The 13523-nt window shown below is 74.7% G+C and carries 13 protein-coding genes and 2 pseudogenes; 9 read left to right on the top strand and 6 right to left on the bottom strand.

Translation table 11 applies throughout. The features are described from left to right. Window positions 1-7: 7 nt before the first annotated feature. From EFE23_RS06155 to EFE23_RS06145, 3 genes are all read left to right on the top strand, one after another. Window positions 8-1630 carry an acetolactate synthase gene (locus EFE23_RS06155; RefSeq protein ID WP_123239937.1) on the top strand — a complete coding sequence of 541 codons (1623 nt, stop codon included), beginning with the start codon at window positions 8-10 and terminating at the stop codon, window positions 1628-1630. A gap of 161 nt (window positions 1631-1791) precedes the next feature. Then, entirely contained in the window at window positions 1792-2763 is a 972-nt protein-coding gene (locus EFE23_RS06150) for an ATP-binding cassette domain-containing protein (RefSeq protein ID WP_123239909.1), read from the top strand. Then, a complete protein-coding gene (locus tag EFE23_RS06145) occupies window positions 2760-3569 on the top strand; it encodes an ABC transporter permease (RefSeq protein ID WP_123239908.1) in 810 nt (269 codons plus the stop codon). Before EFE23_RS06150 ends, EFE23_RS06145 begins: the two co-directional genes overlap by 4 nt. On the opposite strand, the gene EFE23_RS29425 is transcribed toward EFE23_RS06145, so the two are convergent. Genes EFE23_RS29425 through EFE23_RS06125 form a run of 4 tightly spaced genes read right to left on the bottom strand, consistent with a single transcriptional unit; the run spans window position 3553 to window position 7964 of the window. Further along, entirely contained in the window at window positions 3553-6807 is a 3255-nt protein-coding gene (locus EFE23_RS29425) for an ATP-binding protein (RefSeq protein ID WP_123239907.1), read from the bottom strand. The genes EFE23_RS06145 and EFE23_RS29425 overlap by 17 nt on opposite strands. A 38-nt stretch (window positions 6808-6845) precedes the next feature. Next, entirely contained in the window at window positions 6846-7253 is a 408-nt protein-coding gene (locus tag EFE23_RS06135) for a PLD nuclease N-terminal domain-containing protein (RefSeq protein WP_123239936.1), read from the bottom strand. Between the two features lie 28 nt (window positions 7254-7281). Further along, the gene (locus EFE23_RS06130) at window positions 7282-7581 is read right to left on the bottom strand and encodes a DUF202 domain-containing protein (RefSeq protein ID WP_123239906.1); all 300 of its coding nucleotides are present in this window, start codon (window positions 7579-7581) and stop codon (window positions 7282-7284) included. Continuing rightward, the gene (locus tag EFE23_RS06125) at window positions 7578-7964 is read right to left on the bottom strand and encodes a YidH family protein (RefSeq protein WP_123239905.1); all 387 of its coding nucleotides are present in this window, start codon (window positions 7962-7964) and stop codon (window positions 7578-7580) included. The genes EFE23_RS06130 and EFE23_RS06125 overlap by 4 nt, the downstream gene beginning before the upstream one ends. Window positions 7965-8005: 41 nt before the next feature. On the opposite strand from EFE23_RS06125, the gene EFE23_RS06120 reads away from it, so the two are divergent. The 4 genes from EFE23_RS06120 to EFE23_RS06105 all read left to right on the top strand — a co-directional run bounded on the left by EFE23_RS06120 (window position 8006) and on the right by EFE23_RS06105 (window position 11350). Then, the gene (locus EFE23_RS06120) at window positions 8006-8803 is read left to right on the top strand and encodes a GNAT family N-acetyltransferase (protein ID WP_123239904.1); all 798 of its coding nucleotides are present in this window, start codon (window positions 8006-8008) and stop codon (window positions 8801-8803) included. Between the two features lie 2 nt (window positions 8804-8805). Beyond that, a complete protein-coding gene (locus EFE23_RS06115; RefSeq protein WP_123239935.1) occupies window positions 8806-9210 on the top strand; it encodes a hypothetical protein in 405 nt (134 codons plus the stop codon). A gap of 389 nt (window positions 9211-9599) precedes the next feature. Beyond that, complete coding sequence (locus EFE23_RS06110; RefSeq protein WP_123239903.1) at window positions 9600-10379, top strand: electron transfer flavoprotein subunit beta/FixA family protein; 780 nt, start codon at window positions 9600-9602, stop codon at window positions 10377-10379. Window positions 10380-10390: 11 nt separating this feature from the next. Next, window positions 10391-11350: an electron transfer flavoprotein subunit alpha/FixB family protein gene (locus tag EFE23_RS06105; RefSeq protein WP_123239902.1), complete on the top strand. Its 960-nt coding sequence runs from the start codon at window positions 10391-10393 to the stop codon at window positions 11348-11350. A 126-nt stretch (window positions 11351-11476) separates the two neighbouring features. On the opposite strand, the gene EFE23_RS06100 is transcribed toward EFE23_RS06105, so the two are convergent. After that, window positions 11477-12232, bottom strand: coding sequence for an anti-sigma factor (locus EFE23_RS06100; protein ID WP_123239901.1), 756 nt, complete (start codon window positions 12230-12232; stop codon window positions 11477-11479). Further along, a pseudogene (locus tag EFE23_RS28770) lies at window positions 12186-12308 on the bottom strand (RNA polymerase sigma factor); the annotation flags it as partial. The gene EFE23_RS06100 and the pseudogene EFE23_RS28770, both read right to left, overlap by 47 nt. A 2-nt stretch (window positions 12309-12310) precedes the next feature. Between EFE23_RS28770 and EFE23_RS06090 the strand changes: the two are divergent. Together EFE23_RS06090 and EFE23_RS06085 are read left to right on the top strand one after the other, a co-directional pair. Further along, a pseudogene (locus EFE23_RS06090) lies at window positions 12311-12835 on the top strand (DUF4397 domain-containing protein); the annotation flags it as partial. Further along, window positions 12832-13506 carry a class F sortase gene (locus tag EFE23_RS06085; protein WP_123239900.1) on the top strand — a complete coding sequence of 225 codons (675 nt, stop codon included), beginning with the start codon at window positions 12832-12834 and terminating at the stop codon, window positions 13504-13506. The pseudogene EFE23_RS06090 and the gene EFE23_RS06085, both read left to right, overlap by 4 nt. The last annotated feature ends 17 nt before the right edge of the window (window positions 13507-13523 follow it).

Below are 13523 nucleotides of genomic sequence, written 5' to 3'. Positions count from 1 at the left end.
AGTGGCGATGACGGAACGGGTCGAAGGTCACGGCGGCGAGCTGGCCCTCGCGGCACTGCGCGCACACGGCGTACGGGAGATGTTCACCCTCTCCGGCGGGCACGTCTTCCCGCTGTACGACGCCGCGCACAAGGCCGGCTTCCCGCTCTACGACGTCCGGCACGAGCAGTCCGCCGTCTTCGCCGCCGAGGCGGTGGCGAAGCTCCAGCGCCGCCCCGGCCTGGCCGTGCTCACCGCCGGCCCCGGCGTCACCAACGGCGTCTCCGGCCTGACCAGCGCCTTCTTCAACGCCTCGCCGGTGCTGGTGCTCGGGGGCCGGGCCCCGCAGTTCCGCTGGGGCTCCGGCAGCCTCCAGGAGATGGACCACCTGCCGCTGGTCGCCCCGGTCACCAAGCACGCCGAGACGGTGTTCAGCGCCGACGACATCCCGCGCGCCGTGTCCGCCGCGCTGACCACCGCGCTCACCCCGCACCGCGGCCCGGTCTTCCTCGACTTCCCCCTCGAAGCGGTCTTCTCCGTCGGCGACGCCGAACTGCCCGCGGTCACCCCGCCCGCCCCGATCGAGGCCGACCCGGACGAGGTCGCGAAGGCCGCCGGCCTGATCGCCGGCGCCGCCCGGCCGGTCATCATCGCCGGCTCCGACGTGTACGCGGGCGACGCCGTCGACGCCCTCCGCGCCGCCGCCGAGTCGCTGCGGGCCCCGGTCTTCACCAACGGCATGGGCCGCGGCGCGCTGCCGCCCGAGCATCCGCTCGCCTTCGCCAAGGCCCGCCGGGTCGCGCTCAAGAACGCCGACGTGGTCGTGGTGATCGGCACCCCGCTCGACTTCCGGCTCGCCTTCGGCGACTTCGGCGACGCCGAGGTGGTGCACGTGGTCGACGCGCCGAGCCAGCGGGCCGGGCACGTCCAGCCGGCCGCCGCCCCCGCCGGTGACCTGCGCCTGATCCTGACCGCGTTCGCCGAGCACCCCGGCGACCGGGCCGACCACGCCGACTGGATCGCGCAGCTGCGCACCGCCGAGGATGCCGCGAAGGCCCGCGACGCCGAGGAGATGGCCGCCGAGACCGACCCGATCCGCCCCGCCCGGGTCTACGGCGAGCTGCGCAAGGTGCTCGCCGCCGACGCGATCACCATCGGCGACGGCGGCGACTTCGTCTCGTACGCCGGGAAGTACCTGGAGCCGGCGCAGCCCGGCACCTGGCTCGACCCCGGCCCGTACGGCTGCCTCGGCACCGGCATGGGCTACGCGATGGGGGCCAGGGTCAGCCACCCCGACCGGCAGATCTGCGTGCTGCTGGGCGACGGGGCGGCCGGCTTCTCGCTGATGGACGTCGAGTCCCTGGTCCGGCAGCAGCTGCCGGTGGTCATCGTGGTCGGCAACAACGGCATCTGGGGCCTGGAGAAGCACCCGATGCGGGCCATGTACGGCTACGACGTGGCCGCCGACCTCCAGCCGGGGCTGCGCTACGACAAGGTGGTCGAGGCGCTCGGCGGGGCGGGGGAGACCGTGGCCAAGGCCGCCGACCTCGGTCCGGCCCTGACCCGCGCCTTCGACGCCGGCGTGCCGTATCTGGTCAACGTGCTGACCGACCCGGCCGACGCGTACCCCCGCTCCTCGAACCTGGCCTGACCCGCGCTGCTCCCGCGACCGCCGCCGCCGCCGCACCGACCGGCGACGGCGGTCGCGCCGTTCTGCCCGGAGGGAAAATCAGCGGTCTGTCAGCGGTTGTCGCCGTAACGTCAGCGCCGTCGCTCAAGGTGGGGTGACCAGCGAGAACGACGGGAGTTCCGATGACATACGCGATCCGCGCGGAGGGCCTGGTCCGCCGCTTCGGCGCGACCACCGCCCTGGCCGGGGTGGACCTGGCTGTCCCCGCCGGGACGGTGTTCGGGCTGCTCGGCCCGAACGGGGCGGGCAAGACCACGGCGGTCCGGGTGCTGGCCACCCTGCTCGCCGCCGACGAGGGCCACGCCACCGTCGGCGGGTACGACGTCCGCCGCGACGCGCACCGGGTGCGCCAGCTGATCGGCCTCACCGGCCAGTACGCCTCCGTCGACGAGAACCTCACCGGCACCGAGAACCTGCTGCTCATCGGCCGGCTGCTCGGCTTCTCCCGGGCCGACGCCCGGGCCCGGGCCCGGCAGCTGCTCGCCGACTTCCAGCTCACCGACGCCGCCGAGCGGGCCGCCAAGACCTACTCGGGCGGCATGCGCCGCCGCCTCGACCTGGCCGCCAGCCTGGTCGGCCGGCCAAAGGTGCTCTTCCTCGACGAGCCGACCACCGGGCTCGACCCGCGCAGCCGCAACGAACTCTGGGACATCGTCCGCGGCCTGGTCGCCGACGGCGTCACGGTGCTGCTGACCACGCAGTACCTGGAGGAGGCCGATCAGCTCGCCGGGGAGATCGCCGTGGTCGACCACGGCCGGGTCATCGCCCAGGGCACCCCGGAGGAGCTGAAGGCCCGGACCGGCGGGCAGGTGCTCGCGGTCCGGCCGACCGACCCGACCGACCTGCCCACGGTGCTGGCCGTCGCCGCCGAGGTCACCGGGGCCACCCCCGAGGTCGCCCAGACCACCGTGTCGGTGCCGGTGAACGACCCGGGCGTGCTGCCCGCCGTGGTCCGCCGGCTCGACGCCGCCGAGGTCGCGGTGGCCGAACTGGCCCTGCGCGGCGCCAGCCTGGACGAGGTCTTCCTCCACCTGACCGGTCACCGCGCCGAGCCGGACACCGCCCCCGCCGACCTGGAAGGAGTTCCGGCATGACCGCCGCCACCCTCGCCGCCCCGCTCACCCCGGCCCGCCGGCCGGGCCTCGTCGCCGGGCTGCGGCACACCGTCACCCTGGCCTGGCGCAGCCTGGTGCAGATCAAGCACAACCCGATGGAGCTGATCGACCTCAGCATCCAGCCGGTGATGTTCGTGCTGCTCTTCACGTACGTCTTCGGCACGGCGATCGCCGGCTCGCCCGGCGACTACCTGAAGTTCGCGCTGCCCGGGATCATCGTGCAGAACGCCTTCTTCGCCACCATGACCACCGGCTTCGGGCTGAACACCGACCTGACCAAGGGGGTCTTCGACCGGCTACAGACGCTGCCGATCGCCCGCTGGGCGCCGCTGGCCGGGCGGATCCTCGCCGACACCGTCAAGCAGGCCTGGTCGGTGGCGTTGCTGCTCGGCGTCGGGATGATCCTCGGCTTCCGGGTGGGCAACGGGGCCGCCGGGCTGCTCGCCGCGTTCGCCCTGCTGCTGGCCTTCTCCCTGGCCGCCTCGTGGATCTCGGTGCTGGTCGGCGTGCTGGTCAGCGAGCCGGACAAGGTGCAGATCTTCGGCTTCATGGTGATCTTCCCGCTCACCTTCACCAGCAACGCGTTCGTCCCGACCGACAAGATGCCGTCCTGGATGCAGCACTGGGTCGAGGTCAACCCGGCCACCATCCTGGCCGACGCGCTGCGCGGCCTGCTGGTCTCCGGGCCGGTGGCCGGCCCGGTCGCCCGGTCGCTGATCTGGGCGGCCGTGCTGCTCGCCGTCTTCGCCCCGCTCGCCGTACGGGCGCTCAGGCGTCGAGTGTGACCCGGACCGCCTCGGCGGCGGTCTCCAACCGGCAACCCAGCCCGCCCGCGTACGCCTCGGCGAAACCCGCCTCGCCGAGCGCGGCGCGGGCGGCGGCCTCCACCCGGGGGCGGTCCAGGATCGCGTGGTCCGGGCCGCCCCGCACGCCGCTCGCCGCGCCCAGCAGCCGGGCGGCGGCGGCCGGGCGGCCCAGCCTCAGCGCCAGGTCGGCGAAGCCGACCAGCACCGCGCCGACGACCGGGGCGTCCTGGGAGCCGAGGGCCAGGCCGAGCGCCCGGTCGTGGTGGCCGCGCGCGGCGACCAGATCCCCCTCGACCGCGTCCAGCATGGCCAGGTTGGTGGCGTGCAGCGCGCGCCACTGCGGCGCGACGGCGCGGTCACCGACCAGCCGGATGCTCTCCCGCAGGCAGGCCCGGGCCCCGGCCCAGTCGCCCTGGGCGCGCAGAATCTCCGCCCGGCCGTGCGTCACCGCCGCCCGGGTCTCGTCCGAACCGCCGAGTTCCGCCTCCCGTTCGGCCTGGGACAGCACCGCCAGGGCCCGGTCGTGGTCGCCGCGCCGCCACAGGTTGTGCGCCAGGCGCAGCCGCATCTCCGGGACGTCGTCCTGGACCCCCAGCTCCTCGAAGTAAGCGAGGGCCTCCTCGTGGAACGGGGTGGCCCGGGCCGCCTCGCCCCGCCGGTCCAGCAGGTCGGCCAGGGAGGTGAGACCGAACGACATCCCCCACCGGTCCCCGACCGCGCGGTAGTGCGCCAGCGCCGCGCGCAGGTCCGCCTCGGCCGACTCGTCGGACAGGCCGGCGTTCAGATGTGCGTGCGCCTGGAACAGCCGCGCCGTGCCCGCCACCCACGGGTCCGGGTCGTCGAAGAGCGTGGCGAGTTCCTCCGGGGACCGCGGCGGCAGCCCGTTGCGGAACGCCGCGACGATCAGCCCGACCAGCCGCAGCACCGGATGGCCGGACTCGTGCCCGACGGCCAGCTCCGCCGCCCGCTCCAGCCAGGCGAGGCTGGTGGCCAGGTCGTTACGGGTGGACACCAGGTTGAGCGCCGCCATGGTCAGGGCGACGGCCAGCCGGTCCGGAGCGGCCCGCCCGGCCACCCCGGGCAGCGCGAGGACCTGGGCGGCCAGCTCGGCGCCCTCGGCCCGCTGGCCGCTCAGCCACCAGTACCAGCCCAGCGCGGCGGCGTACCGGACGGCGGTGGGGATGTCCCCGGCGGCGACCGCGTGCCGCAGCCCGGCGTGCAGGTTGTCGTGGTCGGCGGCGAGCCGGCGCAACCAGAGCAGCTGCTCCCCGGTGCGCAGCCGGGGCTCGGCCGCCTCGGCGAGGGCCAGGTACTCCGTCGCGTGCGCCCGCCGGACCCGGTCCGCCTCGCCCGCCTCGGCCAGCCGGTGCAGGCCGTACTCCCGGATGGTCTCCAGCATCCGGTAGCGGGGCTCGGTGTCGCCGACCGCGACCACCAGCGACTTGTCCACCAGGGCGGCGAGCCGGTCGAGCACGTCCGGGACGCCCCCGGGCCGGGACCCGTCGCCGCAGACCCGCTCGGCCGCGTCCAGGGTGGCCCCACCGGCGAAGATGGCCAGCCGTCGCCACAGCGCCCGCTCCCCGTCGTCCAGCAGGTCCCAGCTCCAGTCCACCACCGCGCGGAGGGTCTGGTGCCGGGGCAGCGCCGTCCGGCTGCCGCCGGTCAGCAGCCGGAACCGGTCGTCCAGCCGGCTGTCCACCTGGGCCGCGGTCAGCGAGCGCAGCCGGGCGGCGGCCAGCTCGATGGCGAGCGGCATCCCGTCCAGCGCCCGGCAGATCCGGACCACCGGGCCGACGGTGGCACCGTCCACCGTGAAGTCCGCGCGGGCCGCGGCGGCCCGGTCCGCGAAGAGCCGCACCGCCGGGTACGCCAGCGCGGTCGCCGGGTCCGCGTCGCCCGGCGGCAGGGCCAGCGACTCCACCGGCCGCACCGCCTCGCCGGTGACGCCGAGCGGCTCCCGGCTGGTGGCGAGCACCCGCAGCCGGGGGCCGGCGGTGAGCAGGCTTCCGGCGAGCGCCGCCGCCGCGTCGAGCAGGTGCTCGCAGTTGTCGAGGAGCAGCAGGGCGGACCGGCCGGCGAGCGCCTCCACCAGCCGGCCGACCGGCTCGACCGGCTCGGGGCCGTTCCGGGGCCCGCGCGCCAGCAGTGCCTGTTCGCGCAGGCCGAGCGCGGCGAGGACGGCTTGCGGCACCTCGGCCGGATCGGTCACCGGAGCCAGCTCCACCAGCCAGACCCCGTCCGGGAAGCGACCGGCCACGGCGCGGCCCGACTCGACGGCCAGCCGGGTCTTGCCCGCCCCGCCCGGCCCGGTGAGGGTGACCAGCCGGTACCCGTCGAGCAGCGCGCCGACCCGGTCCACGGCCTCCTCCCGGCCGACGAAGCTGGTCAGCGCGGCGGGCAGGTTGCCCCGGACCGGTCCCGGGGTGGCGCCGGCGTCCCCGGCCGCCGGGGCGTGCCCGGGCGGGCCGTCCGGCCCGCCGCCGCCGGTGTCCCCGGCACGCAGGATCTCCAGGTGCAGGGCGGCCAGCTCGGGTCCCGGGTCGATGCCCAGGGTGTCGGCGAGGGTGGCGCGCAGCCGCTCGTACTCGGCGAGCGCCTCGGCGGACCGGCCGGCCCGGTGCAGCGCCCGGATCAGCAACCCGGCCAGCCGTTCCCGCAGCGGATGCGCGGCGACCAGCTCGCGCAGCTCCGGCAGCAGGGCGTCCGGGGCCTCGCCGGCCAGCCGGGCCGCGACCAGGTCCTCGGTGGCGGCCAACCGCAGCTCGGTGAGGCGGGCCATCGGCGCGCGGGCGAAGTCGGCGTCGGCGACCTCGGCCAGCGCCGGCCCGCGCCACAGCGCCAACGCCTCCGTCAGCCGGCGGGACGCCCCGGCCGGGTCCGTGTCGAGCCGGGCCCGGCCGGCGTGCACCTCGGCTTCGAACCGGTGCAGGTCCACGTCGTCCGGGGACACCGCGAGCCGGTAGCCGCCGGGCCGCGCCTCGACGGGCAGGCCGGGGGCGCTGCGGCGCAGCCGGGAGACGAGGGCCTGCAGCGCGTTGGCGACGCCGCTCGGCGGGTCACCGTCCCAGACGCCGTCGGCGAGCCGGCCGACCGGGACCGTCCGACCCGGCTCCAGGGCCAGCAGGATCAGCAGTCGGCGCAGCCGGGCGCCACCGACCTCGACCGGCGTACCGGGGTCGGCGCGCAGCTCCAGGGGGCCGAGCAGGCTGATCCGCACGGCGTCGATTCTGCCCGGCGGGTGCTCGGCCGCGGTGCTCAGACCTCCGGCCGGTCCCGGTCGTCCTCCCGCCGGCGCAGCTCCTCCTCGCGCCGGCGCAGGTCCTCCTCCCACCGCCGGAGCAGCTCCTGGTCGTCCCGGCGGTTCCGGTCCGCCAGCGACGACAGGAACGCCGGGTCGTCGTCCGGCGCGACGGACCGGCGGCGGTCCTGTTCGGCGAATCCGTTCCCCATCGGCCAGGCCGTGCGGGGGCGCCGGGCGGTCGGTTCCCGCCCGACGGCGAACCAGGCGACCGAGCCGATCAGCGGGAAGAACAGGATGATCAGCACCCAGGCGACCCGGGGCAGCGCCCGGATCTCACCCTCCTCGGCGGAGAGGCAGCTGATCAGTGCGCAGATGGCGAGTACCACCTCGGCGAGGAAGAGAAGTCCGTACAGGCGAACCATGCCGGACATGATGGACCATCGGTGCCGCTCACCGCAGCCCGCGTAGCACGTGCAGCACGCCGAGCAGGGCCATCCCGGCCGCCGCCAGCGCGGTCAGCGGGAACGACCAGCGGTGCCCGCGACGGGGGCCCGCCCCGGTGGCCCGCCGCCAGTCGACCAGGAGGGTGGCCAGCCAGGCGGTCACCGCGAGACCGGCCAGGACCGCGTCGAACGCGTGGCCGGCGAGCGCCAGCCGGATCTCCAGCACGGTGACCCCGGTGAGCGCCAGCAGGGTACGTCGCCAGGCCAGCCGGGTGCGCTCGGGTTGCAGCCCGGGGTCGCGGGTCATCCCACGCCCCGGGCCAGCACCGCGACCACCAGCAACAGCGCGCCGATCGCGACGATCAGGGCGAGGACCGCCGGGAAGCGGGAGGCGGGCAGCTCCTCGTTCAGCCGGATGGCCCGCTCGGTACGCGCCCAGTGGTCCACCGCCCGGACCGCCACCGTGGCGCCGAGCAGCAGCAGCGCGACCGAGATCACCTCGCGCAGGTGCGCCAGCGGCAGCTTGGGCAGGAACTGCGCGGCGGCCAGCCCGCCGGCGATCAGCGCCAGGCCGGTGCGCAACCAGGCCAGGAAGGTGCGCTCGTTGGCCAGCGAGAAGCGGTAGTCGGGCGTGGTGCCCACCGACCGCAGCTCGCGCGGATCGAACCAGCGCCTGATCGCCTCCCACACACCGCCCATTATCCGCTTTGTCCCGCCCCTAGCCTGGGGGGATGACCGATCTTGACGCGCGTAGCCTGCGCGACGCCTACGACAACCAGGTCCGGCCGGAACTCCCGGACCCGCTGCCCGCCGGGGTGACGGTGGAACAGGACGGCCCGCTGTACCGGGTCCTCGGCCTGGACCAGCGCGGCTTCCTCACCTACCGGGACCTCGGCGGACTGGCCGGCGCCGAGCTGGACGCGCTGATCGCCCGGCAGGTGGAGTTCTTCCGGGCCCGGGGCGAGGGCGTCGAGTGGAAGCTCGCCGGCCACGACGAGCCGGCCGACCTGGCCGACCGGCTGCGGGCCGCCGGCTTCGTCCCGGAGGACCTGGAGACCGTGGTGGTCGGCCCGGTCGCGGCCCTGGCCGCCGCCGTGCCGGTGCCGCCCGAGGGGGTACGCCTGCGCGAGGTCACCGCGCATGAGGACCTGGCGCGGATCGGGGCCATGGAGGAGGCGGTCTGGCACGAGGACCGCAGTCACCTGGTGACCGGCCTGGCCAAGGAGATCGCGGCGGACCCGCAGTCGATCACGGTGGTGGTGGCCGAGGCGGGGGACACCGTGGTCAGTGCCGGTTGGGTGCGCTACCAGCGGGGGACCGGGTTCGCCAGCTTCTGGGGCGGCTCGACCCTGCCGGAGTGGCGGAAGAAGGGCATCTACCGGGCGCTGGTCGCGTACCGGGCGAGGCTGGCCGAGCAGCGGGGCAAGACGCTGGTGCAGGTGGACTGCTCGCCGGACAGCCGGCCGATCCTGGAGCGGCTCGGGCTCGTTGCGGTCACCACCACCACCCCGTACGTCTACACTCCGTGATCATGGACCCGTTGACGGCGGACGAGCAGCTCACTCTCAAGACGGGGGCCTTCGGGGCGGTCTTCCTGGTCTCCAACGCGGTGCCCGGGATGCTGGCCATGGTGCGGGAGAGCATCGCCGCCTCCGGGGCGCTCGCCGACGCCAGCGGGGTGGTGAAGGCGGCGCTGACCACCGGCCCGCTGCCGGAGCTGCCGCACGACTCCGCGCTGGAGGTCGAGGCGACCGTGCTGCCGGCGTTGCGCCGGGCGGTGGAGATCCTGCGCGCGAAGTCGCCCGGGGACGTCGAGACCTACCGGTCGGTCGTGCTCGCCGCGGCGGAGCAGGTGGCGCGGGCCAGCCGCGGCGTGGCGCCGGCCGAGGCGGCGGCGATCGACAGGATCAGGGCCGCGCTGGCCGGGTCCGCCTGACCGGTTCGGTGGACCAGAGGGCGTGGACGCTGGCCCGGACGCAGCGGTCCCGGACCCGCCCGCAGGCGCACCGGTAGGTGTCCGGGAGCATCCGTCGGCAGGGGCGGCGGGGGGTGGTGACGCCTCCCGCCGGGTCCCGCCTGCCCGCTTCCGTGCTGCTTCCCGACATGTCCGTCACCTCCCTGTTTCGGGAGCTTACCCGGTGCGATGACGCTGAGTGACCTGTGTCACTCTGAGGCTCCGGGGAGGCAATGCTACTTGCGGGTAACATTGCGCCGTGGGCAACTGCACAGCAGCCCGCGGTTGACCGATCGTTAAGTCACGCGGGAGGCTGCGCCCGTGACCGGGCGAGTGATCGCTACACCAAACAGGAGGGTCGTCGAAGCGCGATGAATATCGTCGTACTCGTCAAGCAGGTGCCCGATTCGGGCGCGGACCGCAACCTGCGTTCTGACGACAACACCGTCGACCGCGGTTCGGCGAACAACGTCATCAACGAGATGGACGAGTACGCCATCGAAGAGGCGTTGAAGATCAAGGAGGCGCACGGCGGCGAGGTCACCATCCTGACCATGGGTCCGGACCGGGCGACCGAGTCGATCCGCAAGGCGCTCTCCATGGGGCCGGACAAGGCCGTGCACGTGGTGGACGACGCCCTGCACGGGTCCTGCGCCGTGGCCACCTCGAAGGTGCTCGCCGCCGCCCTCGGTCAGCTGGGCGCCGACCTGGTCATCTGCGGCGCCGAGTCGACCGACGGCCGGGTCCAGGTCATGCCGCACATGATCGCCGAGCGGCTCGGCGTGGCCGCCCTCACCGGCGCGCGCAAGCTCACTGTCGACGGGTCCACCCTCACCGTCGAGCGGCAGACCGAGGAGGGCTACGAGGTGGTCACCGCCTCGACCCCGGCCGTGGTCTCCGTCTGGGACACCATCAACGAGCCGCGCTACCCGTCCTTCAAGGGCATCATGGCCGCCAAGAAGAAGCCGGTGCAGGCGCTCTCCCTGGGTGACCTCGGCGTCGCCCCGACCGAGGTGGGCTTCGACGGCGCGACCAGCGCCGTGCTGGAGCACACCAAGCGCCCGCCGCGCTCCGGCGGCGAGAAGATCACCGACGAGGGCGAGGGCGGCGTCAAGCTGGTCGAGTTCCTCGCCACCGAGAAGTTCGTGTGAGAGGTCTGGACATGTCTGAGGTTCTCGTCGTCGTCGAAGCCACCCGGGAGTTCGGCGTCAAGAAGGTCACCCTCGAGATGCTCACCCTCGCCCGCGAGCTGGGCACCCCGAGCGCGGTCGTGCTCGGTGGCGCCGGCGCCGCCGAGGCGCTGAGCGCCAAGCTGGGCGAGTACGGCGCGGAGAAGATCTACGCCGCCGAGGGCGAGGAGATCGACGGCTACCTGGTGGCCCCGAAGGCCACCGTGGTCGCCGAGCTGGTCAAGCGGGTCCAGCCGGCCGCCGTGCTGCTCGCCTCCTCGCAGGAGGGCAAGGAGATCGCCGCCCGCCTCGCGGTCAAGCTGGACAACGGCATCCTGACCGACGTGGTCGGCCTGGCCGCCGACGGCACCGCCACCCAGGTCGCCTTCGCCGGCTCCACCATCGTCAAGTCCAAGGTCACCAAGGGTCTGCCGCTGGTCACCGTCCGGCCGAACTCGATCAACCCGGCGCCGGACGCGGCCACCCCGGCCGTCGAGCAGCTCGCCGTGTCGGTCGCCGACGCGGACAAGCTGGCCAAGGTCGTCGAGCGGGTCGCCGAGCAGAAGGGCTCCCGCCCCGAGCTGACCGAGGCGTCGGTGGTCGTCTCCGGTGGTCGCGGTGTCGGCAACGCCGACAACTTCAAGCTGGTCGAGGAGCTGGCCGACCTGCTCGGCGGCGCGGTCGGCGCGTCCCGCGCGGCGGTCGACTCCGGCTTCTACCCGCACCAGTTCCAGGTCGGCCAGACCGGCAAGACGGTCTCCCCGCAGCTCTACGTCGCGCTCGGCATCTCCGGCGCGATCCAGCACCGGGCCGGCATGCAGACCTCGAAGACCATCGTCGCGGTGAACAAGGACGCCGAGGCGCCGATCTTCGAGCTGGCTGACTTCGGCGTGGTCGGCGACCTGTTCAAGGTCGTCCCGCAGGCCGCCGAGGAGATCCGCAAGCGGAAGTGATCCGCCCCGGCTGAACGACGAGAGCCGCCGTCCGGTGATCCGGGCGGCGGCTCTCGTCGTCGCGGGCCTTCCCGTGCGGGGGAAGGGAGCTGATCGGCGGGCCGGGGAGCTGAGCCGGCCCGCCGATCAGCCCGTCAAGGTGCCCCTCAGCAGGCTGTCGCCGGAGTGGGCAGGCTTGTTGTCGTACTGCTCGGCCGAGACGTCGACCACCGAGTACGTCCGCAGGTCCACGTTCCGGGGCATCGGGAGCAGCTCGTCCCCCGAACCCTTGCTCAGCGTACCCAGTGAGAACATCCGCATCGTCGCGGGATCGATCAGCCAGACCTCGTAGTATCCCGGGACCTCCGGCAGATTGGCCACGTGCAGGTGCAACTGGTCGTCGCCGAGCACCCGGGCGGCCCCGGAGGCGTCCTTCGGCGTCGACCCGTACGCGGACAGCGCCGCGCTGGCCAGCACCGCCGGCTGAGGCTGCGGCGGATCCCCGCCGGGGCGGAGCACGGCGAGCGTGCCGACCACGCCGAGCGCGGCGGCGGCCGCGGCGGTGACGGCCGTGGTGGCCCAGCGCGGCCAGCGCCGCCCGCGAGCGGGCGGGGCCGACGGACCGGCCGGTGCGGCGGCGGGCCGCGTGCCGCGCTGGGTCACCAGCGACGGCAGCTCCTCGGCGGTCCGGATCTCCGCGGCGATGCTTTGCCAGAGGTGCTCCGGCGGGTCGGGCAGGTCGACCAGGCCCTGGGTGTCGGTGCCCAGGCCGGCGACGTGCTGGAGGGTTTCCAGCTCCCCCCGGCAGTGGTCGCAGCTGTCGAGGTGGGTGGCCTCACCGCTCTCCGCCGCGCTCTCACCGAGCGCCAGGAAGACCAGCCGGTCGTGGTCCAGGTGCTGCACCGTCCACCTCCCATCTGCGTTTCAAGCTCTGCATGCCGCGTCGGATGTGGCTCTTGACCGTCCCGAGCGGCACCCCCGGGCGGCGCGAACATCAGCCTCGCCGCCCACCTGAGCGCCGACGGCAAGCCGGAGATCACCCCGTTCGTCAACGACGTCGCCAAGGTCGGCGCGGGCAAGGCCCGGCTGATCGTCCGGCACACCGCCGCCGCCCCGGCGGTCGACGTACGGGCCGGTGGCAAGCCGGTCTTCGAGGACCTGACCAACCCCGAGGAGGCCAAGGCCGACGTGGCGGCCGGCACCGTCAAGGCCGACGTGGTGCTCGCCGGCACCGACACCGTGGCCATCGGCCCGGCCGATCTCAACCTGAAGGAGGGCACCGCGACGATCGTCTACGCGATCGGCTCCGCCTCGGACAAGAACCTGAAGTTGGTCGCCCAGACCATCAGCGGGCTGCACTCGGCCCCGGGCGGTGTGCCCAGCGGCACCGGCGGCCAGGCCGGCACCGGCGTGGACACCTGGTGGTACGTGCTGGCCGGTGCCGGCGTGCTGCTGCTGGTCGGCGGCGGGGCGCGGGTGGCCACCGCCCGGACCGGTCGCCGGTGACGGTACGCGACCGCGGGGCGCTGGCGGCGATGGCCGCCGGCGCCGCCGCGCTCACCGTCGCCACCCTGGTGGCGTGCGGGTCGCGGCCCGCCGAGGACGTCGGCGCCGACGAGGCGGCGGCCCTGGCCGGCGCCACCCCCACCCGGACCGCCTCGGCCGCCGCCACCGGTGACTCGGCGGGGGTGCCGGTGAACGCGGGCGCCCTGCCGGCGGGCGGGGCGACCATCCCACCGGTGCGGCTGCGCATCCCGGCGATCGGGGTCACCGCGACCGTCGACCCGGTCGGCGTCAACCAGCGCACCGACGAGTTCGAGGTGCCGCCGAGCGTCGACCGCGTCGGCTGGTACCGCTACGGCCCCGGCCTGGAGGCCGACGGCGGCTCGGTGGTGATCGCCGGTCACGTGGACGCCGCCGACCAGGGCGAGGGCGCGTTCTTCCGGCTGCGCGAGCTGGACCGGGGGGACACTGTCACGGCCACCGGCGACGACGGCCGGGAGCGCCGGTGGCGGGTGGTGGCCCGGGAGGAGTACGCCAAGACGAAGATTCCCCTCGACCGCTACTTCGCCCGGGACGGCAGCCCTCGGCTGACCCTGATCACCTGCGGCGGGCCGTTCGACGCGAAGACCCGCCACTACCGCGACAACATCGTGGTCACCGCCGTGCCGGCCTGATCGTCGGACCGCCCGCC

Origin of the sequence: Micromonospora solifontis (genome assembly GCF_003725545.1) — a bacterium.
Taxonomy (GTDB): domain Bacteria; phylum Actinomycetota; class Actinomycetes; order Mycobacteriales; family Micromonosporaceae; genus Micromonospora; species Micromonospora solifontis.
Note: the sequence above shows the minus strand (reverse complement) of the source record. Positions and strands in the feature narration are given on the sequence as shown.

Bases quoted from the DNA above. Each gene is read 5' to 3' on its own strand.
- EFE23_RS06135 (WP_123239936.1), bottom strand. From the start codon at position 7,253: ATGGTTCGCCTGTACGGACTTCTCTTCCTCGCCGAGGTGGTACTCGCC.
- EFE23_RS06120 (WP_123239904.1), top strand. From the start codon at position 8,006: ATGACCGATCTTGACGCGCGTAGCCTGCGCGACGCCTACGACAACCAG.
- EFE23_RS06110 (WP_123239903.1), top strand. From the start codon at position 9,600: ATGAATATCGTCGTACTCGTCAAGCAGGTGCCCGATTCGGGCGCGGAC.
- EFE23_RS06150 (WP_123239909.1), top strand. From the start codon at position 1,792: ATGACATACGCGATCCGCGCGGAGGGCCTGGTCCGCCGCTTCGGCGCG.
- EFE23_RS06145 (WP_123239908.1), top strand. From the start codon at position 2,760: ATGACCGCCGCCACCCTCGCCGCCCCGCTCACCCCGGCCCGCCGGCCG.
- EFE23_RS06105 (WP_123239902.1), top strand. From the start codon at position 10,391: ATGTCTGAGGTTCTCGTCGTCGTCGAAGCCACCCGGGAGTTCGGCGTC.
- EFE23_RS06115 (WP_123239935.1), top strand. From the start codon at position 8,806: ATGGACCCGTTGACGGCGGACGAGCAGCTCACTCTCAAGACGGGGGCC.
- EFE23_RS06155 (WP_123239937.1), top strand. From the start codon at position 8: ATGACGGAACGGGTCGAAGGTCACGGCGGCGAGCTGGCCCTCGCGGCA.
- EFE23_RS06130 (WP_123239906.1), bottom strand. From the start codon at position 7,581: ATGACCCGCGACCCCGGGCTGCAACCCGAGCGCACCCGGCTGGCCTGG.